Source organism: Spirillospora sp. NPDC048819, assembly GCF_040650055.1.
Taxonomy (GTDB): Bacteria; Actinomycetota; Actinomycetes; order Streptosporangiales; family Streptosporangiaceae; genus Spirillospora.
The window spans coordinates 1-24,809 of the sequence record NZ_JBEZGN010000067.1; the positions used below are offsets into that span (position 1 = coordinate 1).

The 24,809-nt window shown below is 68.0% G+C and carries 25 protein-coding genes; 3 read left to right on the top strand and 22 right to left on the bottom strand.

Annotated elements, in window-relative coordinates; translation table 11 throughout:
* Positions 1–618: 618 nt before the first annotated feature.
* Together AB0C35_RS44410 and AB0C35_RS44415 are read right to left on the bottom strand one after the other, a co-directional pair.
* The gene (locus tag AB0C35_RS44410) at positions 619–933 is read right to left on the bottom strand and encodes a DUF397 domain-containing protein (RefSeq protein ID WP_358470152.1); all 315 of its coding nucleotides are present in this window, start codon (positions 931–933) and stop codon (positions 619–621) included.
* Positions 934–957: 24 nt separating this feature from the next.
* Positions 958–1,815, bottom strand: coding sequence for a helix-turn-helix transcriptional regulator (locus tag AB0C35_RS44415; RefSeq protein ID WP_358470155.1), 858 nt, complete (start codon positions 1,813–1,815; stop codon positions 958–960).
* A 288-nt stretch (positions 1,816–2,103) separates the two neighbouring features.
* Between AB0C35_RS44415 and AB0C35_RS44420 the strand changes: the two genes are divergently transcribed.
* Positions 2,104–2,295: a hypothetical protein gene (locus AB0C35_RS44420; RefSeq protein WP_358470158.1), complete on the top strand. Its 192-nt coding sequence runs from the start codon at positions 2,104–2,106 to the stop codon at positions 2,293–2,295.
* Positions 2,292–2,798 (top strand): ATP-binding protein, encoded by a 507-nt coding sequence (locus AB0C35_RS44425; protein ID WP_358470161.1) that lies wholly within the window; start codon positions 2,292–2,294, stop codon positions 2,796–2,798. The genes AB0C35_RS44420 and AB0C35_RS44425 overlap by 4 nt, the downstream gene beginning before the upstream one ends.
* Before the next feature lie 21 nt (positions 2,799–2,819).
* Here AB0C35_RS44425 and AB0C35_RS44430 read toward each other — a convergent pair whose 3' ends face one another.
* The 19 genes from AB0C35_RS44430 to AB0C35_RS44520 form a co-directional block, all read right to left on the bottom strand.
* The gene (locus AB0C35_RS44430) at positions 2,820–4,202 is read right to left on the bottom strand and encodes a hypothetical protein (protein ID WP_358470164.1); all 1,383 of its coding nucleotides are present in this window, start codon (positions 4,200–4,202) and stop codon (positions 2,820–2,822) included.
* Positions 4,203–4,244: 42 nt separating this feature from the next.
* Entirely contained in the window at positions 4,245–4,508 is a 264-nt protein-coding gene (locus tag AB0C35_RS44435) for a hypothetical protein (RefSeq protein ID WP_358470167.1), read from the bottom strand.
* Positions 4,509–4,947: 439 nt separating this feature from the next.
* On the bottom strand, positions 4,948–5,748 hold the full coding sequence (locus tag AB0C35_RS44440) for a hypothetical protein (RefSeq protein ID WP_358470170.1): 801 nt from the start codon (positions 5,746–5,748) through the stop codon (positions 4,948–4,950).
* 460 nt (positions 5,749–6,208) lie between these two features.
* Complete coding sequence (locus tag AB0C35_RS44445; RefSeq protein ID WP_358470173.1) at positions 6,209–8,344, bottom strand: hypothetical protein; 2,136 nt, start codon at positions 8,342–8,344, stop codon at positions 6,209–6,211.
* Between the two features lie 88 nt (positions 8,345–8,432).
* On the bottom strand, positions 8,433–9,146 hold the full coding sequence (locus tag AB0C35_RS44450) for a hypothetical protein (protein WP_358470176.1): 714 nt from the start codon (positions 9,144–9,146) through the stop codon (positions 8,433–8,435).
* Positions 9,147–9,503: 357 nt separating this feature from the next.
* Positions 9,504–10,043, bottom strand: coding sequence for a hypothetical protein (locus AB0C35_RS44455; protein ID WP_358470179.1), 540 nt, complete (start codon positions 10,041–10,043; stop codon positions 9,504–9,506).
* A 38-nt stretch (positions 10,044–10,081) separates the two neighbouring features.
* Entirely contained in the window at positions 10,082–10,633 is a 552-nt protein-coding gene (locus AB0C35_RS44460) for a hypothetical protein (RefSeq protein ID WP_358470182.1), read from the bottom strand.
* Positions 10,634–10,650: 17 nt separating this feature from the next.
* Entirely contained in the window at positions 10,651–11,337 is a 687-nt protein-coding gene (locus AB0C35_RS44465; protein WP_358470185.1) for a hypothetical protein, read from the bottom strand.
* A 20-nt stretch (positions 11,338–11,357) separates the two neighbouring features.
* Positions 11,358–11,963, bottom strand: a complete 606-nt coding sequence (locus AB0C35_RS44470) for a hypothetical protein (protein ID WP_358470188.1) — start codon at positions 11,961–11,963, stop codon at positions 11,358–11,360.
* Positions 11,960–12,532, bottom strand: coding sequence for a hypothetical protein (locus AB0C35_RS44475; RefSeq protein WP_358470191.1), 573 nt, complete (start codon positions 12,530–12,532; stop codon positions 11,960–11,962). The genes AB0C35_RS44470 and AB0C35_RS44475 overlap by 4 nt, the downstream gene beginning before the upstream one ends.
* Positions 12,529–13,779, bottom strand: coding sequence for an MlaD family protein (locus AB0C35_RS44480; RefSeq protein ID WP_358470194.1), 1,251 nt, complete (start codon positions 13,777–13,779; stop codon positions 12,529–12,531). Before AB0C35_RS44480 ends, AB0C35_RS44475 begins: the two co-directional genes overlap by 4 nt.
* Before the next feature lies 1 nt (position 13,780).
* A complete protein-coding gene (locus AB0C35_RS44485; protein ID WP_358470197.1) occupies positions 13,781–15,082 on the bottom strand; it encodes an MCE family protein in 1,302 nt (433 codons plus the stop codon).
* Positions 15,082–16,320, bottom strand: a complete 1,239-nt coding sequence (locus tag AB0C35_RS44490) for an MCE family protein (protein ID WP_358470200.1) — start codon at positions 16,318–16,320, stop codon at positions 15,082–15,084. The genes AB0C35_RS44485 and AB0C35_RS44490 overlap by 1 nt, the downstream gene beginning before the upstream one ends.
* 1 nt (position 16,321) lies before the next feature.
* Positions 16,322–17,371: an MCE family protein gene (locus tag AB0C35_RS44495; RefSeq protein WP_358470203.1), complete on the bottom strand. Its 1,050-nt coding sequence runs from the start codon at positions 17,369–17,371 to the stop codon at positions 16,322–16,324.
* Between the two features lie 179 nt (positions 17,372–17,550).
* Positions 17,551–18,618 carry an MCE family protein gene (locus tag AB0C35_RS44500; protein WP_358470206.1) on the bottom strand — a complete coding sequence of 356 codons (1,068 nt, stop codon included), beginning with the start codon at positions 18,616–18,618 and terminating at the stop codon, positions 17,551–17,553.
* Entirely contained in the window at positions 18,615–19,895 is a 1,281-nt protein-coding gene (locus tag AB0C35_RS44505) for an MCE family protein (protein ID WP_358470209.1), read from the bottom strand. Before AB0C35_RS44505 ends, AB0C35_RS44500 begins: the two co-directional genes overlap by 4 nt.
* Before the next feature lie 23 nt (positions 19,896–19,918).
* On the bottom strand, positions 19,919–20,755 hold the full coding sequence (locus AB0C35_RS44510) for an ABC transporter permease (RefSeq protein ID WP_358470212.1): 837 nt from the start codon (positions 20,753–20,755) through the stop codon (positions 19,919–19,921).
* A gap of 1 nt (position 20,756) precedes the next feature.
* Positions 20,757–21,545 carry an ABC transporter permease gene (locus AB0C35_RS44515; RefSeq protein WP_358470215.1) on the bottom strand — a complete coding sequence of 263 codons (789 nt, stop codon included), beginning with the start codon at positions 21,543–21,545 and terminating at the stop codon, positions 20,757–20,759.
* A complete protein-coding gene (locus AB0C35_RS44520) occupies positions 21,532–22,530 on the bottom strand; it encodes an ATP-binding cassette domain-containing protein (RefSeq protein ID WP_358470218.1) in 999 nt (332 codons plus the stop codon). The genes AB0C35_RS44515 and AB0C35_RS44520 overlap by 14 nt, the downstream gene beginning before the upstream one ends.
* Before the next feature lie 470 nt (positions 22,531–23,000).
* On the opposite strand from AB0C35_RS44520, the gene AB0C35_RS44525 reads away from it, so the two are divergent.
* Positions 23,001–24,224 carry a helix-turn-helix domain-containing protein gene (locus AB0C35_RS44525; protein ID WP_358470220.1) on the top strand — a complete coding sequence of 408 codons (1,224 nt, stop codon included), beginning with the start codon at positions 23,001–23,003 and terminating at the stop codon, positions 24,222–24,224.
* Positions 24,225–24,327: 103 nt separating this feature from the next.
* Here the strand turns inward: AB0C35_RS44525 and AB0C35_RS44530 are convergent, their stop codons facing one another.
* Positions 24,328–24,708 carry a nitroreductase family deazaflavin-dependent oxidoreductase gene (locus tag AB0C35_RS44530; protein WP_358470223.1) on the bottom strand — a complete coding sequence of 127 codons (381 nt, stop codon included), beginning with the start codon at positions 24,706–24,708 and terminating at the stop codon, positions 24,328–24,330.
* Positions 24,709–24,809: the final 101 nt, after the last annotated feature.

Genomic DNA, 24,809 nt, shown 5'->3' on the forward strand with positions numbered 1-24,809 from the left:
GTCCGGATGAATTACGGATCGCTCTACACCGTTGTCGACGCGCTGGCCCGCGCCGGTTTCATCGAGCCCCACAAGCGCATCGCCAAGATCCGCGAATGGGCCGCCAAACGCCGCCACTGACGCCCGCCCGCGCCGGCCCGTGACCGGCCGACCGCCCGGGTGGCGGGGCCAAGCCGACGGCGCACTGTGCGGGGCGTACAGGTCGGCCTCGGCCGCCGCAGCGTCAGCGTGGCCAACTCATACGGCATGCGCGGCGCGCCCGATCAGGGGCGTGGGCGCCGGACAAGGAGACGCTGACACGGGCGGCCAGACCCATCGGGATCCACGACGCCCGTAGGGGGTTTCTAGACCTGTACACCGAGGCGATCTTCTACCAGCTGTAGATGGCCTTCGTCACCAATGCACAGACCTCCAGCAGATCCACATCTGGGCGCTGCGGCGCAACCGCCCAGACCCTCGACGGAATCCCCACCTGACGCCTGCGCGTCGAACCTCGGCTCACCCCTCGATGGCGAGCCGCCGCTTTCGAGTCCGCCCGCTGCGAGCAAACACCCGCATCGACGACCGCCGAGGCAAGACGCGCCCCGGCGGCAATCGCGACCGCCGCCAGGTTTCCCGTCAAGAGAGGTCGAGGCGCCCGCTCTTCACAGTGTCGAGGAAGACACTCCAGGCGCCAGTTCCGAAGCCCAATACCGGTCCATCCGGATCCTTGGAGTCCCGCGCCAGAACCACTGTCTCCTCAGCAGCGACCTCAACACAGTGACCTTCTTGGCCACTGCGGCTACTCGGACTCCAAATGTCCGCGACCTCGTCACAGCTGCCTTGTCGGGTGCTGTGACTGCTCGTGCGCCAAGTACCGACCTCGATGCAGTGGCCCTCCTCCGCGCTGTAGCCGCTCTTGCGCCACTGTATGAATGAGTGCTTCACGATCATCCTGCACTCCTGTCCGGTTGGGGGTTATGAGAGATCGTCAGCCACCTCAGCGATCAGCGCAAGGGACTCGTCGGGGCTGAGTGCCCGAGAGCGAAGGTGATCGAAGAGGTCGGCATATACGTCGACGTCGGAGGGGTCCTCCAGATAGACGCTTCCCAGGCGGTACTGGATGTACACGATGTCGGGGTCGGCCGGCTCAGGGAAGCGTAGGAGCGTGCAGGCTCCGTCCATGGACGGGTGGGCCCCCACAGAGAAGGGCAAGACCACGAGATTGACGTGGTGGAGCCGGGACATCTCGATGAGGTGATGGAGCTGCTTCCTCATGCTGTTGCGTCCGCCAACCTGCCTCCGGATGACTGCCTCATTGAGGACCGCCCACACCTTGAGGGGGTCCTTGCTGGCAAGACGCTCCTGCCGCTTGAGGCGCAACGCAACTCGGCGCTCGATCTCTTTCTCTGACCATGTCCGAAGACTGGCGTGGAACAAAGCCTTGATGTAATCCTCCGTCTGTAGGAGGCCAGGTATGAACTCAGAGGCGTAGTCCGATATCTCTGCAGCTTCTTCTTCCAGGCCGACGTAGACCTCGAACCACTCGGGGATGGAGCCGGAGTACTGGTGCCACCAGCCGCGTTGGCGGCTCTGGCGCGCGAGGGTGACGAGGACGTCGGTGCGCTCGTCGTCCAGGCCGTAGAACTTGCAGAGCGCCATAATGTCGGCGACCTTCGGCGCGTGGACGGCGGCCTCGATGCGGCTGACCGTGGCGGGGGCGATGTCCGCGAACTTGGCTGCCGCTTCGCGGGTCTTTCCCGACTCTCTCCGCAGTCTCCGCATTTCAGACGCGAGTCGTCGCCTGCGGACCGTGGGGCTTGTCCGACTTGCCACGTTCGTACCTCCGCTAGGTATATGCCCATCGAGCGGACCATGATTCTTTGAGCGAGTTCACTTTTCTGGGTTTACAAACTCACGTCGTCCGCTCCATGCTCTGACCGTAGCGAAAATCACGCACGGTGTATGGGTGATCACGGAAGAAAGCTGAGTGAATCGTGGTCGTCTTCGTGCCTGGAGAAGGGGCGTCCGACGATGTCAGCGGATCAGCGGCCGCACGCGGTGCGGTTCAGCCTCCTGGCTGATCTGTCATACAAGCTGGGGGAACGTCAGCAATGCACCTCTATGCTCGTCCATCCGTCGCGCGGTGAGGCCGTGCTGTGGGTTCCGGAGCGGGCGTGGCCGCGCAAATGGCTCGGGGTCGCGGCAGTCGACCATCGCGGGCGGTGGCTCTACGCCTTCGGCGGGCAGTGGTGCATGGCCGGGGACGTCGCGGAGACCGCCGCGCGGGTGGCGTGGGCGGTGCGGGCCCGATGAAGCACCTGGGAACGTGCGTCATTCCGTCCGCCCCGAGGAACGTCGTGAACGGGCGGCGGTGGTTGCTGGGGCGACTCGAACCGCTGCTCGGGGCGGAGCACAGCGCCTGCGACGACAGCGTCCTGCTGCTCTCGGAGACGCTCACCAATGCGATCGTCCACGGCGAAGGGCACCTCGTGGAGGTGGACGCCTACGTGGACACGGCCAACATCCGGATCGAGGTCACCGACGAGGGCGGCAGCACCGTCCCGCATCACCGGGACGACCCACACGGCGAACACGGACGCGGCCTGCCCATCCTGTCGATGCTCGCCAAGTCGTGGGGCTTCGAGCAACTCGACGACGGCCGGCTGCGCGTCTGGTTCGAGGTCCCGCACACCGCGCCCCCCGACACTCGCGACGCCGAGCCGGAGGACGCTCCGAACCCGCCGCGTCCCCGCGACGGCACCCACGAGGAGTCCACCCTCGCAGCGAACACGTCCGCTCACTCTGGCGACCGGTGACCGCTTCCCCGTCACGGCTGTTCAGTCTGGGGCGGGACGTGTCCGCCAGTGGTCTAGGGCGATGACGGCGAGGCCCGCCAATAGCAGCAGGACGGTGTAGAGCCAGAGGTGGCCGGGCTCGCGGAACAGTTCCGCGTTCGGTCCCCGTCTGCCGGTGCCCTGCCAGTCGGCGAGCAGACCGCAGGCACCGATCACAATCGCGAACATCAGCGGGCCCAGGACGGCCACGGAAAGGCCGTCCTGGGTCAGCCACACGCCGAGCGACGCGATCGCGACGGTGACGGTGGCGGCGAGGAGGGTGAGCATGACGACCGTCATGCCGTCCGGACGGATCAGCATGGTCACGGCGAGTGTCAAGGCGCAGGCGGCGCATCCGGTGAAAGCCGCCCAGTGGCGCCAGGACGGGAACGCGGCGGCAACCCCCGCCACCACGCCGAGCGCCACCATTAACCACATGCGGACGGGACGTCCGTCCACCGACTGGATCAGGGCGCTCGCCGGGCCGGAGATCCCTACGACGATCGCCGACGCAAGGACGGTACCGATCGCCGCGCGGAGCCCTGCCAGGGCCGCCGCCGCCAGGCCCACCGCCAGCAGCAGCCAGCATGCGGTGACGCTGAACCCGCCCTTGACCGTGTCCAGGTGGGCGACCGGGACGAACCCCAGGGTCGCCGCCGCGCCAGCGGACGCCGTGCGGGCCCCCATCCGGGGCTCGGCGCCGGACGGCCCGGCCAGTTCAGGGCGTCCGTCATAGCGGTGGTGAAGGGCCAGGGCCAGAAGTGCCCCACCGATCGCGGTGGCCAGTAGCGCGAAATGGAGCATGACCTGGACGGCCTCTGCGAAGTCCAACGGGAAACCGCCGGGCTGCACGATTGCGATGTGCGCGATCCACACATCGGTGGACGCGCCGAAGACCTGAGTGCCCACTCCCGCCCCGATCAGCACCGCTCCTGCGCCCGGCGCGCCGATATGGACCAGCCGGGCCCCGGCGGCCAGCGTCCCCAGCAGCACCAACTGCGCCCCGGCTGTGACCGAACCGAAGTAGAACCAGGCCGCATCGCTGAACAACTCGTTCCGGGCCACGACGTACACGAACTCGGTGGGGATCGCCAGAGCCACGCCTACGACCAGCAGCCAAGGCCAACTCCGCCGCACCGACCACCACAGCGCCACAAGCCCGGCGCCCGTCACCACCGCGACGACCACGGCCTGCCCGGAGGACACCACGCCCGGGTTGATGCGGAGCACGTCCGCGAATCCGGCCGCACGCCCGACGTCACCCCTGGGCCGCGCCGAATTGGCGACCGCCCCGAGCGTCCCGACTGCGCACAGCAGAACCGCGCCGATCACCCAGGGACGGCTCGGCTCGAACTCCTTATTCGTCCGCGATGCCGTGGTCTCCATGCTGCTCTCCAGCGGTCGTGACCGCAGAACTGTGAGCGGATGTCAGGGGCTCGTGATCGTCTGGACAGGAGTCACATGAAGGTTCGCATAGACCGGCATCGGGTCACCGACCTTGATCATCGTTGGATCGCAGCCGCTCGCGGCCGTGACCTCCAGATTGCCACCGGAAAGGGTGAGCAGGGCGGAGCCGTTGCTGTAGAAAGCATAGATGGCTCCCGGCGCGTTAGCCGGTCCCGTCACGGTCGCGCTGCACACGAAGCCGAACTGCAGCCACAGGCTCACATCGCTGACGTTGCCGTCGGTCACGCCGTTCTGATGGCTCACGGCATTGAACGACCAGGGGAGGTTTCCGGGGGAGACGGATCCGGAGTTCGACCCATCACTGCACGAGCCCGAGACGCTTATGGACGAGATTGAGAGCAGCCCGTTGGGAGGCAGGCCGCTTCCCGAGTTGAACGACCCCGAGAGTCCCCATCTCGGGCAGGAGACAGGGCCGAACGAGATCGGGCCGTAGAGGGTCGCTGGCCCGCCGGGCGTCACCGTCCATGTCGTGGCCGCCGCCGTAGCGGCGTTCACCGGGAGCAGCGCGGACACGGAGGCGACCGCCAATGCGACCGCTCCGAGCACTCCTCGTCTTGCGGAAAGTCCTCGCATGGCATGTCCATTACGAATCAATGTGACTGAGAAGCAGGTGGCCGTGCCCGCGGTGTCGCCGCAGGGCACGGCCGGTTGACCATGCTCGGGATCAGAGCTGGCTGTACTGCTTCGTCACGATGTACTCGTTCTGGATCATGGTGTTGGTCCCGGCCGGCGAGGGGAATCCGCCGATCTGGTTGACGATCCAGTTGAGGCCGCCGAGGTCGAACCCGCAGCCGTCTGCGCCGGGCACCGAGAACGCGTTGCCGACGTGCTGGGCCTGCAGCACCACCGGCAGCGGGTTATCCCGCGCGGTCGAGACGTTCTCTCCCGTGATGGGCGTGTTGGGGGCCGGCGGGTTGGTGGTGCCGGTGGTGAGGCTGAGCGAGATCGGGTTGTCGTTGCTGCCGACCCGGCAGTGGTTCCCGAGCAGCGGGTTGATGAGCCGGACCTTCAGCCCGATGTTGATGCGGAAGGTGCTGCTGGTCGGAATCTCGAAGCCGCCGGCGTACTCGACCTGGGCGTACACGGCCGACAGGAATGGGTCACCGAACAGGCCGGGCTGGACGAGCATCTTCTCCGCGTCGAGCGCACCGAAGATGGTCTTGCTCTCGAAGGTGTCGGTGTTGAAGGTTTCCGCCCAGGTGATCCTGATGGGCTCCTCGATCTGCTGGTCGAAGTTGCCGATCTTGAAGGTGCCGCTGGTGACCACTGCTACCCAGCAGTGTGAGAAGAACGGCGACGCACCCTCAGGGAGGGTCGGGCAATCGGAGAACTCGAAGCTCTCCGGGATCGGGTCGGGGTTGGCCGCCGCAGCGGGCGAGGCCAGGCCGAAGGTGAGCAGGGCGGCGCCGACCACGGCGGGTAGCGCGAGCCGGGAACTGCGTCTCCGGAGACGAGTGAACTTCACCAGTCTGTCCTTTCTTCTTACCGGGATACGCGGACACAGAGCGCCGGACAGTCACAGCGTGATCCCAGCCGACGCGGAACCGTGAAACGGACCCTCAATGAGAACGATCCTTGATTCCCAATCGGAGAGTAATACCGAAACAATGCCTCTTCAATACGCTGCACCGTGCAAATATGAAGATCTTTTCGCCTTGTTAGCGAATGTCAGAATGGGCACCTTGAGGGCGGTCGATATTGTCACTGACCGCATATCCAGGGGTGCGCTCGACCCTCATCCCACCCTCGCCCGGCCCTGACTCCAGCGCATAGCGGGGAGCGGGGCGGAGCTGCCGTACTCGCCGCAGGCCGGTTACGGCCTGCGGCGAGCCGGCCTGGCCCCATCGTCTCCCGGGGTGGTGCGGGCAACGGTGCGACCGGTCCATCACGCCAGAACGAGGAGTTCATGGCGACCGTAACTTCGGTCAGGGCAAACTGATCCGCTGAGCCGGATGGAACGCAAAATCACCCTCGAAGTGCGAGTTGAAGACGTTCTCGAACTCCGTGAACCCCGGAAGCCTACACGTTGACTTCACCGATGGCTTCAACGTATGTCCATTCATGGAGAAGGTCCCGTTGTCATAGATCCCGACGATCTTCCCAGGACGTTCGTTGGAGACTCTGGGAGGGAAGGGGAAGATACGTGTCAGCTCGTCGGATATCCGTAGCGTACACGTCTTGTCGTCGTCGAGGTTCACGACCGCGTTAAGCAGCACCCCGTTGATGTTCATCACCGGTTTGCCGCTTAGATCAGTGGTCATGTTCATCCACAACGGACCGTCCTGGGTGACTTCGCCCCCGTTTCCTACCTGATAGACGATGCCATCCGACGTCTCGACCTCGCACCCGTCGAGGGACATGTCGCCCTTGGCCAGCCTGAAGCGAGACTGCCAGCGCCCTTGTTCCATATCGAGCCGCATGGTCGCCGACTCGCACCTGAACTGGGAGCGCTTCCCGTTGTTGTCCTTGGTAAGAACGAACGGTTCCGCGACCGCAGTGACAGCCCCGCCCGGATCCACGCTAAAGGTGTGCGGAAGTGGGCCTGCATCATTCACGCAATGGTCGCCCGTGATGATACCGCACCAAACCCCTGATTCCAGATTCGCATAATTGCCCGCCCCGGAGACACTCGCGGTAAGGATCGGACTGAGGTCTTCGGTCACTCCACAACCAGAGAAGGGGGGGATCTTGAAATCCTCGGCGATAAGCGTCTGCCCCTCGGTGAATTGAGTTGTCCCAGTTCTCAGATTCCCCATGAAGCCATTAGCGGAAAGCAGGGTCCGACCTGTCGTGCACTCATCACCGAGATCGAGGGGCACCCCATTTACCTCAGCCTGGCCCGCTTTGATTTTAATATACGCGCTGGCTCGGATCTCTTGTCTTTCGACAGACAGCCCCGGCGGATCCAATCCCTCCGCAACTCGCTGGATAATTCGAAGATTGCCCGTGATCGGGTCAGTCTCTCCGGCCCCCGGAGCACCGACCTGAACAGTTCTCGCCACCGCGCGTGTCGGCATGAAACCGAAACCCAGCATCGTGGCGGGAGTCGGGTAGGTGTGGTTGACGAAGTATCCGTGATAATCTGCCCAGTTCGGCCCAAATACGCCGTTGCCACCATAAACTGCGGTCAGCGCCCGCGCATTGTTCTCAACAGCGACAGGGACGGCGTGCCCAGTCTTCTTGATATTGAAGAATCCCGTGGCCTTGATGCAGTACATCGTCCCTACATCGTAGGTGGGTGGGTATAGTACGCTCGGAATTGGCGGGGATTCATAGATCTCCGCCAGTTTGGAATCGTCACTGACGGCGTACCGTGGATCTTCACCCCGACCTGGGATTACCTTGCACAATCCCTCCTGGGTGGCGGCGGCTTGACGGGGTGACACGCTGGACGCGCCGGGCACCGTGACCTCGCTCCCACGTTTCACCCGTACGGTCCCGAGCACCGTCTCCTTCTCCGCCACGCAATGCAGCGCCAGTTCCGCAGCGTCCTTCCCCGTCGTCGTGTCACCCGGCACCAGCGACAGGTCCACCGTCCCGGCAGACCATGAGAGCCCGCCCGGCGATTCGGGGACCACCGGCGGCGCTACCCCACTGCCGGTCAAGTGCACGACTCCGTCACCCCGCGGCGGTGCGGCCGCCAGAGCGAAGGCCGGCCATCCACCGCGCCGATCGCCGCCCTGCTCGCGGACGGCGACCTGAATCTCCGCGACCCCCCCGAGCGCGGGGGAAGTCGCGGACAATGGGGTAACGCCCGTCACCGGCGATGTCGATGCCCCGCCGGGGGAAGTCGCCGAAACTTCCTTCACCAGCTCGGGAGAGAGACCGACGTCGATCTTGATGGTGCCCAGCTGGATCGGTTGGCCGACAGTCCCGGACGATGGGGCGCTCGTTTCGATCCGCAACGCCACTTCGTGCGTTCCGGACTTACCGGAGCAAACGAGCCCCATGTCGGAACCGATGTCCGCGATCGCCGGCGGGACGGCGACCAACGCGCCACCACCCACGGTAAGGCCCACTACCGCTGCGATCCGCGCGGCGCCTCGGAACACCTGGTGCATTTCACATCCTTGATCTACGGGGAACCGCACCCGGGCGGTGAGCGCCCGGGTGCGGCTTCGTTCAGAGCCGTGCCGTCACCTCATGGCACTAGCTGACAGTCGGCCCCTCGTTAAGGGTGGAGTTGACCCCCCTCAGGTCGACCTTGCCGGAGAGCGCGGCTCCGTGGCCGTCATCGACTAGGTTTGCGGGGCACTGTGGGTGGGTGACGTTGGCCGCCGTGAGGTTGTTGACGGCCCCGAAGGGCAGGGTGAGCTCACTGGGGTCTCCCGGGTTCGCCGGGTTGGTGTGCGTACCTTCGATGAATCCGTCCGTGCCGCTCGGGCCCTGGAAGTCTGCCTCGCACGCGAGGCCGTTGACCAGGACGTGGACGCTGACGCCGACCAGCTTGCCGGGGGTGACTCCCCCAGACACCGCGCCCGTGGCGTCGAGGCGCCACGGCAGGTTCTGCGCCGTCACCGTGGCCGTCTGGCCATTGACCGTGCAGTTGTTGAAGTCCACGGCTGTCACCAGGCCGAGGCCGGTCCCGGACAGGCCGGTGCCGACGTTCACTTCGCCGTCGGCCACCAGGGCATTTGTCGTGCCGACATCGACGCACTCCAGCACCGCGCCGGTGGTCGTGTTGAAAGCCACGACCTTGCCGTCGTTCTTTCCCGTGAGGGGCTCATTGGGGGAGGGCGGGGTCACGCCGGGGAGCGAGACGGTGTATGTGAGCGGCGCCGCCGAGGCGGGGACCGCGATGAAGGCTGCGGCGGCGGCCGCGGCCGCGGTAGCGGTCATGGCCTTTCGGGTGATCTTTCGCATGTCAGTTCTGTTCCCTTCAGGGGGTGATTTCTTCTACTCGTAGGGACACCGACCGCGTTCTACAGAACGAACTCCTCCGGGTTGACGGGAGCAGAACCCCGGAAGCCGAACTTCTTCAGCTTCACCGCAAGACCACCCAGTCCTGCCGTACTCTTCTTAGAAGGTACTTGCCAGTAGCGTACTTCTCAAGAGCCGCGTAGACATTTTTTCACCCTTATCGAAGTTGCCACAATCGATTGTAAATCACTTAGCATTCGATCACTATTCATTATCACCGGCTTACAATCATCTCACCAGATCGACTGCCGGCACCGACAGCACATCCGTCCGTCATGTCATGCGATGTGATGTGATGATCTAGGAGACCTCGTACTGGGCCTTAAGCCTAAGGGCGTCGCCCACGTTGAACAGGGAGGAGGGACACATTGCAGTGGCACTCGACACCACAAGGTCATTGTCATCCAGGTCCAGGATGTTCGGAGTGCCGCTCGTGTAAATGCCTGAGATATCTCCGGGTGCACTGATCGTTACGGTGCACCCTATGGAGGGCACGTCCAGGACGAGTGCAAACCCAGTCAACTGGTCCAGGGGGTTGCCGGCGATGAAGTCCCACGGCAGGCTAATGGCAGTCACATTGACGGGAAACGACCCGGTGACCACGCACGACGAGAAGGATGCGCTGGTGATCACGAGGAGGGACCCAGGGGGGCTCGGCGCGTCACCGGCGAGGCTTGATGAGGAGCAGGCCAGGAGGGACCCGGTCATCGCGTCGTAAGCCACGACGGCCTGGGTGTTCGACCCTGTGAAGGGTGTGGCGAATGCCGGTACGGCGGTGAGCGCGATGATGGTGGCCGTGGCCGCGATGGCGGTCATGACCCTCTGAGCGAGGCTTCGCATGTCGGTGCTCCTCCATTCCGTATCCGACCCCGGTGCGGTCAGGCGCCAAGGGTGTCGATGGTGGTGATCTTCCATTTGCCGTCGGTGTGGATTGCGTCGACGGCGAAGACGGCCGCAGAGTAGCTCGTCTCGTTCTTGTCGGTTCGCGTGTTGCGCTGGTCGGCGAAGACGAGAAGGCGGGCGCGGTCGCCGGTCAGTGACTTCACCGCCGAATCGGTGACCGTTGTGGTGAGGACCTGCTTCTGCTCCGGCGCCTGCTTGCGAACCAGCGCGAAAAGCTGGTTGTACTGCTGGACGGCCTTACCGGTAAGGAGTTCCTGGGCGGCCTTCTCCGTTTTGGCGACGTCGGCGTAGTTGTAGGAGAACACCGTGTTAACCGCCGTGGTGATCTGGCCTCTGACCTCACTGGTGCGGGCGTTGTCGCTCAGGGCGGCGTTCTCCGCGGAGGCCGCGCCGGTGAGGCTGCTTTCCTGGTCGGCCGACCATGCGGCCACACCGCCCAGCGCCATTGTCAGCGCACCGAGGAGAACGACCAGGCGGATGCGCGCGGTGCTCGGGAATGCCCGGCCGATGGTGCTGATCGCTGCCATTCGTTTCTCCTCCCCCGTCAGGGCGTTCCGGTCGGAGCCTGGCCGAGCGCCGACAGCTTCCAGCCCGACGAGGTCTTGGTGAGCTGGCCGGCGAAACGCCGGATGTTGTCGGAGGATTTGCCTTCGGCGCCGGTGATGGTGATGCGGACGGCGGCGATGACCGCCGCCTTTCCGGAGCGGGTGTCGAGTTCGGTGAGGCCGGATTCGAGGATCTTCGCGGAGCTCGTCGTCTCGGCCTTCTTCACCTCGGCCTCCAGGCGCGAACGGCCCTTGACGATCTCGTCGTACAGCTTGGCCGTCGTCGAGTCCTGCCAGACCTTCAGGCCGGCGTCCACGTTGCGGTGGTCGAGGGTGTTGAGGTTGACGATCGCCTGGTCGGCGGCGGCGAGAACCCTGTCGCGTTCGGCGGCGTAGGCCAGGTCGTCGTTACCCGCGGCCGTGTTGTACGACCAGCCGAACCACGCGGCGGCGGCCGCCGCGATCAGCGTCACGAGCGAGGCCACCCGGATCAGGGGGTCCTTGGAAAGACGGCGCGGCGCGGGCTCGTCTTCCTTCTTGGACGCCTCGGGGTCGTTCGCGTCTTCGGACGCCTCGACCTCGTCCGGCTCCTCTGGCTCAGGGGGCGGTGCGGCGTCGTCGGCGGGCTCGGGGGCCTCGGCCTCGGGCTCCTCCGCCTTCGGATCGGCGGTCTTGATCTTGGTCACCGTGATTCCACCCCTTTCCTTCAGGCGGCCCGGAGGTCGCTGATGCGCCAGCCGTTGTCATTGCGGGCCGTGACGATGAGCTGGGCCGCGACCGGCGGGCCGGTCCGCTTGCCGTCACGGGTGGTCGCCTGGTCGAGCATGACCAGCAGGACCGCCGTTCCGTCGGTGAGCTTGATAAGCCCGGCCTTGGCGACTTTCGTGGTGAGGGAGAGCTTCATGACCGGCGCGTTCTTCTTCACCAGGCCGAACAGCTTGTTGTACTCGCCGGTGGCGTCGCCGGTGAGCACCTCCTTCGCGGCCCGTTCGGTGGCCGCCGGGTCGGTGTAGACGTAGGTGAAGATTCGCGCGATCTTCGCGGAGACGTCCGCGACGACCTTTTCGGTGGCGGCCTTGTCGAGGAGCGCCCGGTTGGCGGCCGGTGAACCCTCGCTCCGCTTGTCGGCCCAGCTGTCGACGGCGAAGGCGGACAGGCAGATCGCCAGGGCGAGGGCCACCGGCCACCCCAGCCCGGCGGCCCGCTTGAACGTCGGGGCGAGCGGGCGCAGGGCAGGTCTCTTGCGCGGGATCCGGACGCGTCGTGCCGGGCGTTCCTGCCGGGTCCGCGGTTCCTGTTCGGTGATGCTCACGACCCGTTCCCCTCGGTCGGCTTTCCCCCGGGGGGCAGCGGTTTCAGTTCGCTGACCTTCCATCCGCCGGCGACCCGCTGCATCCCGACCTCGTAGCGCTTGCGCTGCTCGGTGCGCCGACCGTCCTCCCCCGTGGCGTCGGTGAAGATCCGGACGGACGCGATGACGGTCGCCTTGCCGGCGGAGCGGTCGAAGTCGGTGACGGCGAGTGCGGTCACCTTGGCGTTGGAGGCGGCCTGCTGCTTGGCGAACTTCGCGCGTGCGGTGGGCATGTCGTGCTTGAGTGCGTCGTGGAACGGCCCGGTGGCGACGCGCAACCAGTGCGCAAGGTCGAGGTCGGCGCGCTTGGGATCGATGCTGTTGAGCAGCGTGATGTGCTGGACGGCCGTGCGGGTCACTTCGTCCCGCGCGGCGGCGTACTCGTTGTCGTCGCCCCGCCCGGCCTGGGCGAGCGACCAGAGGGACACACAGAGGAACAGGGTTGCCGCGGCGATCAACACGTACCCGGCCGGGCGGAGCAGCGTGACCGCCCGCGTGGCCGTACGGCGTGCCGCCGCGGCGCCGATCATCGTGGGCCTCCCAGTCCGAGAAGGCTGCGCAGGTCGGTCGACTGGGCCGGGTCCGCCGGGGCGGACAGCCCGAAGGTGCTGAAGATGTCGGTGACCTCGGTCCTGGTCAGGGATCCCGGCTTGGCCGGCGCCGGAACTCCCTTGCGCGGCGCGTTCGCGGAGCCGCGCACGTTGATGCCGGTGCTCGGCGCCTCGGTGCAGCGGGCGCCGGTGTTGAAAGCGGGCGCGGTGGACAGGTCGAGGCCGTTGCGGTAGCGGGTCTTGCCGTAGCCGCGTGTGCAGGGCTGCGGGTTGAAGAACGTGTTCGCGAAGCCGACCCGCAGCTTGTCTCCAGACACGATGGTGGACACCATTCCGGCGACCTGCGGCAGCCGGACCAGCAGTTCCTCGATGGCCGCCTGGCGCGGCTCGCCGATGCGCGCCATGGTGAGGAAGTTGGCCAGCAGCCGGCTCAGGTGCGGGTCCAGGTCGCGGAGCAGGCGGGACACCTCGGCCGCCGCGCCCGGACCGGACGCGATGATGTCGCGCAGGTCGGCGTCGGAGTCGCGGAGCTGCCGGGCCAGCAGGCGCGTGTTCAGCGAGAACGACTTGAACGCGCCGGAAAGCTCGTTCTGCGTCCGCAACACGTCCCCGCCGTTGTGGATCAGTGCGCGAGTCTCAGGGAAGGCGGCGTCGGACGCCGACACGAACTGGGCGCTGGTGTCGAGGAGCTGCTGGAGGTGTGGCCCCTGCCCGGCGAACGCCAGGCCCAGCTCGTCGATCAGGACCCTGACGTCGTTCAGCGGAAGCGACCCGGCGAGGTCGTTGAGGCTCTTGAGCGTCTCGTTCACCGGGGCCGGTGTGGTGGTGGCGCTCCGCGGAATCGTAGCGCCCTGGGCCAGGTAGGGGCCGGATTCGCTCCGCGGCCGTAGGTCGACGTATTGCTCGCCCACGGCGGAGCGGTTGGCGACGACCGCTTGCAGGCTCGACGGAACGTCCGGCGCGGAGTTCTCGATGCGGAGCTCGGCGATGACGCCGTCGTCGCTCAGGTCGAGCTTGCCGACCTCGCCGATGGTGACGCCGCGGTAGGAGACCGCCGACCCCTCGAAGAGGCCGCCGGTGGTCGGCAGGTCGAGCTTGACGGTGTAGTAGCCGCGCATCCCGACGTAGCGTCCGAGGTCGGCATAGTTGACGCTGACGTAGCCGACCACGGCCAACGCGATCATGATGAATGCGACGATCTTGATGCGGGTGCCCAGTGTCAGCATGTCACTCGCCCTCCCCGAGCGTCGGCAGTGGAAGGGGAGGCGCCTCGCCGGGGGTGCCGGGGCCGCCCGGCGGCGCCTGCGGTGCGACCTGTCGCGGCGCCTCCGGCGTCGGTGCTGCCGGCGCGTTCAGCTCCTGGCCGCCGCCCGTGGTGGGGCATGGTGGCGGCTGCGGCCCCGGGAGCTCCTCCCCGGCCAGTGCCCGTGCCGCCGGCTCCTGTCGGCCGTCCTCCTGCTCGGTGCGCTTCTGCTCGGTCCGCCTCTGCCCGCCGACCCCGTCCTCGAGGCCGTCGAACGGCCCCTCCTCCTCCACCGACGGAGCGACGCAGTTGAACCCCTCGGCGGCGACGATGGTGAGGTAGCCGTTCAGGTAGTCGCCCTTGACGGCCTTGAGCGCCTCGTCGGTGAACGGGAAGGTGAGCAGCACCTCCAGCGACTTCGGCAGGTCGCGGCCGGCGTCGGCGAGCTTGCGGAGGATGACGGCGAGGGAGCGCAGGTTCGCGGCCGTGTCGTCCTTGCTGGCGTTGATCGTCTTGACGGCGACGTCCGACAGCTTCTCCAGTTCGCGCAGCATCTCCACGAGCTGCCCGCGCTGGTCCTCCAGGACCTTCAGGCCCGGCGACAGGTCGTCCAGCACCGTCTCGACCTGCCCGTTGCGGGACCGCACCGTGGACGACAGCCGGTTGAGCCCGTCCAGCGCGTCGGTGATCGACTTGCGGTTGCGGTTGAGGGTGCTGGTCAGCTCATTGAGGTTGCGCAACGCGGACCGGATCGAGTCCTCCCGGCCGCCGAGCGCCTTGTTGAGCTCCTTGTTGATCGTCCGGATCTGCGGGAGCCCGCCGCCCGACAGCAGCAGCGACAGCGCGCCGAAGACCTCCTCGACGTCGGCGTTGCGGGACGTGCGGGCCACCGGGATCGTGGCGCCGTCGGTCAGCGGCTGCGCAGACGGCGCGGCGGGGGCGGCCAGCTCGATGTACTTCTCCCCCAGCAGGCTCGACTGCTCCAGGTTCGCGGTGGCGTTCGCCGGGAGCCGCACGTCGCCGTTCACGATCAGCGTGACCACGGCGTCCCACGACCCCTTCGGCAGAGACACCTCCTTGACCCGCCCGACCGGGACGTCGTTGACCCTGACGGCCGCCTGCGGGACGAGGTTCAGCACGTCCTCGAACTGCACCTTCACCGTGTACGGGTGGTCGCCGAGGTCCGCGCCGCCCGGCAGCGGGATGTCCTCGACCTGCATCGAGCACCCCGCCGCCAGGACGGTCGCGGCCACGCAGACCGCCATCACCTTCGTGGGCACGCGCATCAGCGGCCTCCCTCGTCGCCGGTGCCGGCGTAAGTCCGGCCCGCGGGCGGCAGCGGCAGCGGCGGGAGGCCGCCCGTCTGCGACGGCGGGACGGCGGTCAGCCCGGACGTGCGCAGCCGTTCGCACTGCTCGCGGATCGTCTCGGTCGCCGACGCCGCCGCGGCGCACACCGGGCTGATGTTGGCGGCCGGTGGGTCGACGCCCGGCTGGTCGAGGCTGCCGAACGCCATGGTGATCTCCAGCAGGTTGCCGCGGGCCATCAGCGAGCGGGTCTTCGGGTCGTAGGCGTTCAGCGCGTTCTGCGCCACCAGCGGCGCCGTGTCGAGGATCTCGGCGAGGGACGCCCGCTGGTCGACGAGGACCTTCGTGATGCCGGCGAGCTTGTCGACGTTGCCCTTGAGCGCTTCGCGGTTGTCGGCGATGAACTGCTTCACCTCGCCGAGCGCCCGCGCCAGGCTCGCCAGGGCCGCGCCGAGTTCCTGCCGGTCCGCGGCGAGGAAGCCGCTGACCTCGGCGAACTGGTTCTCCACCAGCCGGATCTGCTGCTCGTTCTCGCGGAGCATCACGCTGAACTTGTTGAGGTTGGCGACCGTGGCGTACAGGTCGCCGCTGGAGTCGGAGAGCGTCTGGGACGCCTTGCCGAGGTCGGCGATCGTGGTGTTGAGCAGCTTGCCGTTGCCGCCGAGGTTGGCGGCGCCGACGCTGATCACGTCCGACAGAGCGCCCTGGGCGTTCAGCCCCTGCGGCCCGAGGTCGTTCGCGAACGTGCGCACGGCGGTGTAGAGCTGGTCGAGCTCCAGCGGCGTCGCGGTGCGGCTCACGTCGATCGAGGCGCCGGCCGCCATCTTCGGCCCGCCGCTGTAGGCGGGGTCGAGCTGCACGTACCGGTCGGAGACGAGGTTCGGGGCGATCACGACGGCGCGGGCGGCGGCGGGGACGTCCACGTCCTCGTCCACGGTCATGTCGACCTTGACCCGGGTCCCCTGCGGCTCGATGGAGTCGATCGAGCCGACCTTCACGCCGAGGACGCGCACGTCGGAGCCGGGGTAGACGCCGATGGCGGTGGCGAAGTAGGCGGTGATCCGGCGTCCGGGGCCGTCGGTCAGCATCGGTATCAGCGCGATTCCGACGAGGACGACGAAGATCACGATGATCGCTTCGAACACCATCACCTGCCGGTCCCGCGTGGCCGACGGCAGCCGGGGCAGTTTCACGGTGCGTGTCGGGGACGACGCCATGTCACCGGCCTCCCGTCAGGTGCGGCGGCTCGCAGCCCTTCACGGGCGGCGTCCATCTGCCGTTCTCCAGGTAGTTCTTCGGGACGGTGCCGCACAGGTAGCCGTCGATCCAGCGGCCGTTGCCCGTCGTGTTGCCGACGAGGCGCAGGTAGGGCGCGGCGGTCTCCAGGGTGCGGTCCAGGTTCTTCTGGTTGCGTTCAAGGAGGTCGGTGACCTTGTTCAGGGAGGCGAGCGTCGGGCCTAGGGTCCGCCGGTTGTCGTCGACGAGGCCGACGAGTTCGTTGGCGAGGTCCCGGGTGCCGACGAGCATCGCGTGGATCGCCTGGCGTCGTCTGCGGAGTTCGGCGAGCAGCAGGTTGCCGTCCTCGAACAGCGTCTCGAACTGGTCGTTCTGCGCGGCGATCGTGCCCGACAGCTTCTTGGTGCCGGCGAGGAGCTGCGCCAGCTCGGCGTCCCGGGACGCGATCGTCTTCGACAGCGACGACAGGCCCGTGAGCGCCACGCGGACGCTGGCGGGGGTGTCCTCGAACGTCGTGGCGATCGTCTCCAGGCTCGCCGCCATTGACGCCGTGTCGAGCTGCTCGAACGTCCGCCCGAGGTCCTGGAACGCGGTCGTCACGTCGTAGGGGGCGATGGTGCGCTCCAGCGGGATCGGCCTGTCGGGGTCCTGCTCACGCGCGCCGAGCGGGTCGAGCTGGAGGTACTTCGACCCCAGCAGCGTCTTGATCATGATCATGGCGCGGGTGGAGTCGCCCACCCACGTGTCCTTCACCCGGAAGGTGACCTTGACCTTGTCGCCCTCCAGCTCGACGCCGGTGACCTTGCCGACCTTCACGCCCGCGACACGGACCTCCTGGTCGGGCTTCAGCCCGGCGGCCTCGGAGAAGTACGCGTCGTAGGTCGTCCCGCCGCCGATGATCGGCAGGTCGTCGGCGCGGAAGGCCAGCAGGCCGAGCACCAGCAGCAGCACCAGGCCGATGATCGACACCGGGATCGGGTTGCGCTCGCGCAGCGGCTTCAGCCGCGGCCTGCCCTTCTTGGGGCGCGGCAACGCCCGCGGCAGCGGCGGGGGCGGGTCGGACGGCGGGCCTCCGGCCGGCGGACCTCCGGGGGGTGGTCCTCCGGGGGGCGGGGACCCTCCCCCCGGAGGCGGCCCGCCCGAGGGAGGAGGCGGGGGCGACGGAGGCGGGGGCGGTGGAGGCGGGGGCGGTGGAGGCGGGGTCGGGGGTGTCATCCGCGGCACCTTTCCTCCGCGTCGTCCGAGATCGGGATGCCGGTCGGCGGCGGCTTGCCCGACAGGTCGGAACCGGCATAGTGGACGCCGATCAACTTGACCTCGCACTGGTAGAAGTTCATCCACGACCCGTAGGAGGCCAGCCGGCCGAAGGTCTGCAGCTTCGTGGGCGTCCGCTCTAGGAAGCGCTCCAGCAGCGGCGCGTCCCGGTTGAGGTTGTCGCTGAGGCGGCCGAGCTGGACGATGTCGTCCTTCAGCGGGTCCCGCGTGACCTGGAGCAGCCCGGCGGTCGCGGACGTCAGGTCGGCGATCGACGCGATCGCCTCACCGATCGGCTTGCGGTCGGCGGCCAGCCCGGAGGTGAACTGGCGGAGCGTCGTGACCAGGTCGACGAGCTGCCGATCCCGCGAGTTGACCGTCTGGACGACGCTGTTGAGGTTGGTGATGACCTGGCCGATCACCTCGTCCTTGGCGGCGAGGGTGCTGGTCAGCTGCCCGACCGTGCGCAGCAGGCTCTCGATCGTTCCGGCCTCGCCCTGGAGCACCTTCACGATGGACTCCGAGAGCTTGTTGGCGTCCCCGGGCGACAGCGCCTGCATCAGCGGCTGGAAACCCCGGAAGAGCTGGGTCAGGTTGAGCGTCCCGGACGTGTTCTCCACCGGGATCGTCCCGCCGGGTTTCAGCGTCGCGCCGGGCGGGCCTGTGCCCTGGTCGAGGGCGATGTAGCGTCCGCCGACGAGGTTGAGGTACTTCACCGCGGCGGTCGCCGACGCGGGGATGTCCCGGTCGCGGTCCACCTCGAACGTGACCAGCGCGAGCCGCCGGTCGGTCACCTCGATCTCCTCGACCTGGCCGACCTCGACGCCCGCGATCCGGACGCCGTGGCCCGGATGCAGCCCGGCCACGTCGGTGAACTTGGCGTGGTAGGTGACGCGGTCGCCGCTGGTGGCGCCGGTGATGCTGGACGCCAGCAGCCCGGTCGCCAGCACCGTCACCACGATGAAGATCAGCGAGCTGGTGAAGGGGAACGCCATCCCCTTCAGGCCCTGGCCGGTGAGCCTCACTTGACCGTCACCTCCGTGCCCCGGTAGATCGGCCCGACGAGCACGCTGGACCAGTCCGGCAGTTCCTCGGGCACCTCGTCGACCGAGGGGCCGACCAGCTCGTTGACGAGATCGTTCTCGGACGCGGAGTTGGCGGGTCCGAGACCGCCCCCGACGGCGCCGCCCTTCCCGGGGACGCCGCCGGCCGGGAGCACCTTCGTCTCCCCGCCGCCGGACGGCAGGTACGGGACGCTCGGGCACCGCGGGCCGCCGCCCGCGCCGTACCGCGGCACGTCCTGCCCCGGCTTGTAGTCGCCCTTGTGCGGGACGGGCACCACGATCCCGTGGACGCCGTGCTCGTCGGTGCCCTTGCCGAGGACCCGGTTCATCTTCGGGACGAAGTCGGCAAGCGTGCGGAACGTGCAGGGCGCGGCGGGGGCGTAGCGGCGCAACAGGTCCAGGCTCGGACGGCTCGCCGTCGCCAGCTCGATGATGTTGCCCGAGTTGGCGTCCAGGAAGTCCTCAAGGTCGGCGGACGAGCCCGACACCGCGTCGTACAGGGCGGAGATCGCGGTGCGCTGCTCGACGACCGTGCGGCTCGTCACCGTCAGGTCCGTGAGGGCCTGCAGCAGGTTCGGCGCGGCGTCGGACGCATGCTGCGAGAACTCCGCCAGCTCGGCGAGGTTCTGGGCGAGCTCCGGCACCTCCGGGTTGAACTTGCGGAGGAACGCGTCGAGCTGCTCGAAGTTGTCGCCGATCTGATCGCCGCGGCCCTCCAGCGCCCTCGACATCGCGTTCAGCGTCGCCGACAGCTTGGCCGGCTGGATGGTGTTGAGCAGATCCATGGTGTTGTTGAGCAGCTGCGACAGCTCCACCGCGTTCTCGCTGCGGTCCTCGGAGATCACGTCGCCCTCCGCGATCGGGGGCGCCGACGTCCCGGGCGGTGCGGCGAGCGACACGAACCGCGCGCCGAACACCGTCGTCGGCAGCAGCATCGCGCTGACGTTCGACGGGACGCGGTCGGTCATCCCCGGCTTCAGCGCCAGCTCCAGCTCGGCGCCGGACCCGTTGGCCCGGATCGAGCGGACCTCGCCGACGACGACGCCGCGGACCTTCACGTCCGCGAGCGGGTGCATCTCGTGCCCGGCCGTCCCGGTGCGCAGCGTCACCATCGTCGACTCGGTGAACCGCTTGTTGTAGATCGCGATCGACAGCCAGATCAGCAGCGCCGGGACCAGCAGGAACGCCACCCCGGCCAGCCGCTGCCCGACCACGTGCATGGTGCCCTGTCTCGCCATGTCAGACCGTCACCTTCGGCATGTCAGCCCGTCACCTTCACCGTCGTCGTCGCGCCCCAGATGGCCAGGCTGATGAAGAAGTCCGTCACGGAGATCAGCACGATCGCGGTGCGGACCGCGCGGCCGACGGCGACGCCCACGCCGGCGGGGCCGCCGACCGCGCGGTAGCCGTAGTAGCAGTGCGCCAGCACCACCATGACGCTGAAGATCAGCACCTTGACGAACGACAGCACCACGTCCTCGGGGGCGAGGAAGATGTTGAAGTAGTGGTCATAGGTCCCGGCGGACTGCCCGTTGAACCACAGCGTCACCTGTCTGGACGCGAGGAACGAGCTCAGCAGCCCGATCCCGTACAGCGGGACGATCGCGACGGTGCCCGCGATGATGCGGGTGGTCACCAGATACGGCAGGGACGGGACGCCCATGCCCTCCAGCGCGTCGATCTCCTCGTTGATCCGCATCGCGCCGAGCTGCGCGGTGAACCCGGCGCCGACCGTCGCCGACAGCGCCAGCCCCGACACCAGCGGCGCGATCTCGCGGGTGTTGAAGTACGCCGACACGAACCCGGTGAACGCCGACGACCCGATCTGGTCGAGCGCCGCGTACCCCTGGAGGCCGACGACGACGCCGGTGAACACCGTCATGCCGATCATCACGCCGACGGTGCCGCCGATCACCGCCAGGGCGCCGCTGCCGAACGCGACCTCGCCGAGCAGCCGCAGCGACTCGCGCATGTAGCGGCGCAGGGCGCGCGGCGTCCACAGCAGCGCCTTGACGTAGAAGGTGAGCTGGTCGCCGGGCCGGTCCAGCCACGACACCAGTTTCACCGGCCGGAACCGGCGGGCACCGGGGATCGCCATGTCAGGCCCCCTTCGGCGGGACGACCTGCAGGTAGATCGCCGTCAGCACGAGGTTGACGAAGAACAGCAGGAGGAACGTGATGACGACCGACTGGTTGACCGCGTCCCCGACGCCCTTCGGCCCGGGTTTCGGGTTCAGCCCGCGGTAGGCGGCCACGACGCCGGCGATGAACCCGAACAGCAGCGCCTTCAGCTCGCTGATGTACAGGTCGGGAAGCTGCGCGAGCGCCGAGAACGAGGCGAGGTAGGCGCCGGGCGTCCCGTCCTGCATCATCACGTTGAAGAAGTAGCCGCCGGCGACGCCGACGACGGAGACAAGCCCGTTCAGCAGGACCGCGACCGCCATGCAGGCGAGGACCCGGGGGACGACGAGGCGCTGGATGGGCGAGACGCCCATCACCTCCATCGCGTCCATCTCCTCCCGGATCGTCCGGGAGCCGAGGTCGGCGCAGATCGCCGAGCCCGCCGCGCCCGAGATGAGCAGGGCCACGATCAGCGGGCTCGCCTGCTGCACGATCGCGAGCACGCTCGCGCCGCCGGTGAGGGACTGCGCTCCGAGCTGCTTGGCCAGCGACCCGACCTGCAGCGAGATGACCGCGCCGAACGGGATCGACACGAGCGCCGTCGGCAGGATCGCCACGGACGCGATGAACCAGAACTGCTGGATCAGCTCGCGGAGCTGAAAAGGCCGCCGGAACGTCATCGCGAGGACGGTCCCGGCGAGGGCGAACAGCCTCCCGACCTGGCGCAGCGCGCCGAGGCCCGGGGCCGTTGTCTCAGGCGCCACCATGGCCGCCCGCCTCCTGCCGGTTGCGGCGCCCGGCCCAGATGGCCTGCTGCGCGGGATAGGGAAGGTGCGGAAGCATCGCGTCGACGCGTTGCGCGTGGCGCTGTTCGCCCCGCCGGGGCGGCATCCCCGGCGTCGGGCGCAGCTGCTGCGGGATCTCGATCTTGCGGCGGCGCGGCGCGGACGCGGCCGCCGCTGCCGCCTCGGCGGCGAGGGCCGCGGCGTCCTTCTCCTCCGACATGCCGATGGGTCCCCGCGGGTCTCCGTGCAGGAACTGGTCGACGGCCGGCTCGTCGCTGGTCAGCACCGCCTCGCGGGGGCCGAACGCGATCAGGTCGCGGCGGTACAGCATGCCGATGTTGTCGGGGACGGTCGCGGCGATCTCGATGTTGTGCGTGACGATCAGCATCGTGGCGTCGATCCGCGCGTTGACGTCGATGAGCACCTGCGACAGGTAGGCGGTGCGGACGGGGTCCAGACCCGAGTCGGGCTCGTCGCACAGGATGACCTCGGGGTCCAGGACCAGCGCGCGGGCGAGCCCGGCGCGCTTGCGCATGCCGCCGGAGAGCTGCCCGGGGAGCTTGCGCTCCTCGCCGGCGAGGCCGACCATCTCCATGCGCTCCAGGACGATGCGTCGGATCTCGGACTCCTTCTTGCGGGTGTGCTCGCGCAGCGGGAACGCGATGTTGTCGAACAGGGACAGCGATCCGAAGAGCGCCCCGTCCTGGAACATCAGGCCGAACCGCTTGCGGGCCTGGTAGACCCTGCGGTCCGGGTCGTTCACCATGTCGACGCCGTCGACGAGCACCCGCCCCTGCTCGGGCTTGAGGAGCCCGATCAGCGACTTGAGGAACACCGTCTTGCCGGTGCCCGACGGACCGAGCAGCACGCTCACCTCACCCTCGGGCAAGGTGAGGGTGACATCGCTCCAAATCGTTTGCGGTCCGAACGCTTTGGACAGCCCTTCGACCACGACTTCAATTCCCAACGACCATCACCACCCATGTCGGCCGGGTCAGCGAGGACGTTACGGGCCAGTAGACCCGGGGTTCAATAGGGGTCCGGATGATTCCTGCGGCAATTGCGTAAATGGTCTTCAGAATTGTCACCGGCTTAGTCTTTGATCTTCTCAAACCCGTAGCCGGTGACTACCAGGCGGTAACATGGCGCCGTGCGGAGGCGGGCCGGCCGGGGCCGCTGACCGAGGATTGTCAACGGGGCAGTAACCGGACCGCGGTTTTGTCACATCTCGCGCAATCCGGCACCCCAGCACCGGCGATCCGGGGCGGAAGCCTTGTCAGCACCTACTTATAACTTTTATGTTCACGGGTGTCCCCGATCCCGATCCCCAGGGTGTCCGCCCCCGCTCGGCACACCCCGCCGGCGCCGCCGTCCCGTCCCGGGACGAGGAGCACGGCGCCGGTGCCGGCCGGCCCGTTGCGGAGGTTTCCCATACCCATGTCGCAGGCACTGGAATTGACCGAAACGAGTAATAGCGTCTTCTCCGATTTCATCGACCTGCTGCGTTCGGAGCTGCCCCGAGTGACCCAAGAGGTCGTCGCCGAGATCCGGCGGTCCATCCCGGAGTACAACCGGCCGGTGGACTCCGCCTACGACCAGGTATTGCGGATCAGCACCGAGATACTGCTCACCGGATTCCTGGACAGGGTCGCCGATCCCGGCGCGCCGGCCACCCAGCGGGACGAGACCTGCCGCGCGGTCGGGCAGTTCGAGGCCATCGAGGGACGCAACCTGGACCACCTCCAGGCCGCGTCCCGGATCGCCTTCCACATCGCCTGGCGCCGCACCGTCATCGTCGCCGAACGCGAGGAGATCCCCACCTCGATCGTCTCCAGCACGGTCGACGCGATGCTCGTCTACCTCGAAGAGGCCGTCGCCCAGATCCGGCTCGGGCACCAGCAGGCCACCGGCCACGCCGACGTCCGCCGCCGCGAGGACCGCAAGCGGCTCCTGCACCTGATCCTCCAGCAGCCCGCCGTCGTCCCCGAGGCCATCGAGGAACTCGCCAAGGCGACCGGCTGGTGGCCGCTCCCCGACGAGGCCACCCTCATCGCCGTCCACCCCGAGGCGCCGTGCACCCGCGCCGCGCTGGACGCCGACGTCCTGGTCGACATGGACTCCGCCGAACCGTCCATGCTCGTCCCCGGGCCGCTCACCGAGGCGCGCCACGCCATGCTGCACGCGGCATTGTCGGACGCGAGCTGCGTCATCGGCCTCACCGTCCCGCTGGAACGGGCCACCCACTCCCTGCGCTGGGCGCGGCGCGTCCTCGCCCTCGCCGAGGAGGGCATCATCCGGGACGGGTCGCTCATCCCGTGCCGCGACCACCTGATGACCATGTGGCTGCTGTCGGACCCGCCCCTCGTCGAGGAGCTCACCCGCCACCACCTCGAACCGCTGCGCGACATGTCCGACGGGCAGCGCAGGCGTCTGGTCGAGACCCTCGCCGAGGCCGTCACCACCCGGTCGACGGCCGTCGACATCGGCGAACGCCTCAAGATCCACCCGCAGACCGTCCGGTACCGGCTCCGGCAGCTCGAAAGCTACATGGGCGACAGCCTCGACGACGCCGACACCCGGTTCTCCCTCGACGCCACCCTCCGCGCCGTGAGCCTCCGCAACCGGCGCGCCCCGGGACGCAGGGGCACGTCCCGCACCTGACCCGGCGCCGCCGCCCGGGGACTCCGATGCTCCGGGGGGCGGCGCCGTCCCTCAGCCCTCGATGCCAGCCGTCGATGTCCGTCCTGGATGTCAGTCCTCGATGTCAGTCCTCGATGTCGGCGACGAGGACGTCCATATAGCGGGCGGCGAACCGTCCCACCGGCGGGAGCTCCCGTGCCTCGTCCGCGGTGAGCACCCGCGGGCCGGCGACCCGCCGGACGCGCCCGAGCCGCTCCACCCCACCGCGTCCCTCGGCGAGAAGGTTGCGGACCCAGTCGGTGTCCGCCCCGTACGGCAGCCCGACGATGAGGGTCCGGCCGCTGCGGAACGCGGTGACCGGCGTCCGGTACTCCCTGCCCGACCTGCGCCCCTTGTGGACGATCATCGCGAGCGGCGGCACATAGGGCGCGTAGACGCCCTGGATCCGGTTGGTGACGGCCTTGTTGAAGGCACGCATGCCCCGGGGAATGAGCGGCTTGACCATCCCCCCTGCCTAACACGTCCGCCGCCCCATGTCCGTTGAGTTGCGGCGTGTTGCCCTTATGCCAATGCATGGCTCCGCGCAAGTACCGACGGCTGACCTGG

Excerpts from the sequence above, each read along its gene's own strand:
- AB0C35_RS44455 (WP_358470179.1), bottom strand. The coding sequence starts at position 10,043 with ATGCGAAGCCTCGCTCAGAGGGTCATGACCGCCATCGCGGCCACGGCC.
- AB0C35_RS44505 (WP_358470209.1), bottom strand. The coding sequence starts at position 19,895 with ATGGCGAGACAGGGCACCATGCACGTGGTCGGGCAGCGGCTGGCCGGG.
- AB0C35_RS44515 (WP_358470215.1), bottom strand. The coding sequence starts at position 21,545 with ATGGTGGCGCCTGAGACAACGGCCCCGGGCCTCGGCGCGCTGCGCCAG.
- AB0C35_RS44525 (WP_358470220.1), top strand. The coding sequence starts at position 23,001 with ATGTCGCAGGCACTGGAATTGACCGAAACGAGTAATAGCGTCTTCTCC.
- AB0C35_RS44530 (WP_358470223.1), bottom strand. The coding sequence starts at position 24,708 with ATGGTCAAGCCGCTCATTCCCCGGGGCATGCGTGCCTTCAACAAGGCC.
- AB0C35_RS44410 (WP_358470152.1), bottom strand. The coding sequence starts at position 933 with ATGATCGTGAAGCACTCATTCATACAGTGGCGCAAGAGCGGCTACAGC.
- AB0C35_RS44430 (WP_358470164.1), bottom strand. The coding sequence starts at position 4,202 with ATGGAGACCACGGCATCGCGGACGAATAAGGAGTTCGAGCCGAGCCGT.
- AB0C35_RS44445 (WP_358470173.1), bottom strand. The coding sequence starts at position 8,344 with ATGCACCAGGTGTTCCGAGGCGCCGCGCGGATCGCAGCGGTAGTGGGC.
- AB0C35_RS44425 (WP_358470161.1), top strand. The coding sequence starts at position 2,292 with ATGAAGCACCTGGGAACGTGCGTCATTCCGTCCGCCCCGAGGAACGTC.
- AB0C35_RS44480 (WP_358470194.1), bottom strand. The coding sequence starts at position 13,779 with ATGCTGACACTGGGCACCCGCATCAAGATCGTCGCATTCATCATGATC.
- AB0C35_RS44510 (WP_358470212.1), bottom strand. The coding sequence starts at position 20,755 with ATGGCGATCCCCGGTGCCCGCCGGTTCCGGCCGGTGAAACTGGTGTCG.
- AB0C35_RS44420 (WP_358470158.1), top strand. The coding sequence starts at position 2,104 with ATGCTCGTCCATCCGTCGCGCGGTGAGGCCGTGCTGTGGGTTCCGGAG.
- AB0C35_RS44450 (WP_358470176.1), bottom strand. The coding sequence starts at position 9,146 with ATGCGAAAGATCACCCGAAAGGCCATGACCGCTACCGCGGCCGCGGCC.
- AB0C35_RS44490 (WP_358470200.1), bottom strand. The coding sequence starts at position 16,320 with ATGGCGTCGTCCCCGACACGCACCGTGAAACTGCCCCGGCTGCCGTCG.
- AB0C35_RS44485 (WP_358470197.1), bottom strand. The coding sequence starts at position 15,082 with ATGCGCGTGCCCACGAAGGTGATGGCGGTCTGCGTGGCCGCGACCGTC.
- AB0C35_RS44460 (WP_358470182.1), bottom strand. The coding sequence starts at position 10,633 with ATGGCAGCGATCAGCACCATCGGCCGGGCATTCCCGAGCACCGCGCGC.
- AB0C35_RS44475 (WP_358470191.1), bottom strand. The coding sequence starts at position 12,532 with ATGATCGGCGCCGCGGCGGCACGCCGTACGGCCACGCGGGCGGTCACG.